The organism is Neisseria sp. P0021.S007 (assembly GCF_051956855.1).
In genome coordinates this window covers 1-508 of sequence record NZ_JBQCXA010001263.1, presented here as the reverse complement: position 1 = coordinate 508, position 508 = coordinate 1, and the positions used below count along the sequence as shown (strand labels likewise).

The 508-nt window shown below is 51.0% G+C and carries 1 protein-coding gene; it reads left to right on the top strand.

Annotated elements, in window-relative coordinates; genetic code table 11:
- Positions 1–508: CarD family transcriptional regulator (locus tag ACTHUR_RS18645; protein ID WP_440400258.1), on the top strand; the 508-nt coding region annotated here is incomplete at both ends.

The window sequence follows — 508 nt, the reverse complement described above, 5'->3', positions numbered from 1 at the left end:
CCGTTGCAGGCATTGAAAGATTTTCAGACGGCCTTTGACGGACGAATTTTGCTTTGCGCCGAAAGTTTGGGACGGCGCGAAACCATGCTCGGTTTCTTGCAGCAAAACGGTTTGAAAGCCAAAAGCGTGTCCGACTGGCAGGGCTTTTTGTCGGCGCATGAGCCGCTGATGATTACAGTGGCGCCGTTGGCTTACGGGTTTAAATTAGAAGATCAAAACATCGCGGTCATTACCGAATCCGATCTTTATCAATATGTCGCCCGCTCGAGCAAACATCATCGTAAGAAACACGCCGCCGTTTCAGACGGCCTGTTACGCGACCTTGCCGAAATCAATATCGGCGATCCTGTTGTACACGAAGAACACGGTATCGGCCGATATATGGGCTTGGTCACAATGGACTTGGGCGACGAAACCAACGAAATGATGTTGCTCGAATACGCGGGCGAAGCGCAGCTTTATGTGCCTGTTTCGCAACTGCATTTAATCAGCCGCTACTCTGGTCAGG